The sequence below is a fragment of the Apibacter sp. B3546 genome (assembly GCF_009827885.1).
GTDB lineage: Bacteria > Bacteroidota > Bacteroidia > Flavobacteriales > Weeksellaceae > Apibacter.
The window spans coordinates 1-450 of sequence record NZ_WINW01000011.1; the positions used below are offsets into that span (position 1 = coordinate 1).

Here is a 450-nt window from a genome sequence, read left to right on the forward strand (position 1 = left end):
AAGAATTACCCCCATCAATTTCTAAATGTAAGTTGGAATATTTAGATCTTTCATATAATAATTTCAAAAAAGTACCGAAAGAATTGGAAGAGATCAAAAGCTTAAAAACAGTAAAATTATATAGTAATCAAATTTCATCCATAGAGGGTTTTTTACCTTATAGCATAACGGATTACAATTTAAGAAAGCAAACCATTACTTTACCTTTATTCACATATAAAGGGGAAGATGTAGAAATAAGCTTACCCCAACTATTTTTATATAATAGATCGAAAAACGATTTCAGTCAAAAACCGACCATGAAACTCTATTTAAGAGGAGAAAGAGTAAGCGAGAATTTACCCATATCAGAAAAAGGGGTGGTTACGATTCCTAAGAATTTATTATCCACAATTAAAAAAGGAGATGATCTCTATTTATATCAAGAAACGTATACACAAAATAATACTT

Annotated in this window: 1 protein-coding gene; it reads left to right on the forward strand. The window is 28.7% G+C overall.

Features of this window, described 5'->3' with window-relative positions; translation table 11 throughout:
- Positions 1-450: leucine-rich repeat domain-containing protein (locus GFU93_RS04255; RefSeq protein WP_185150579.1), on the forward strand; the 450-nt coding region annotated here is incomplete at both ends.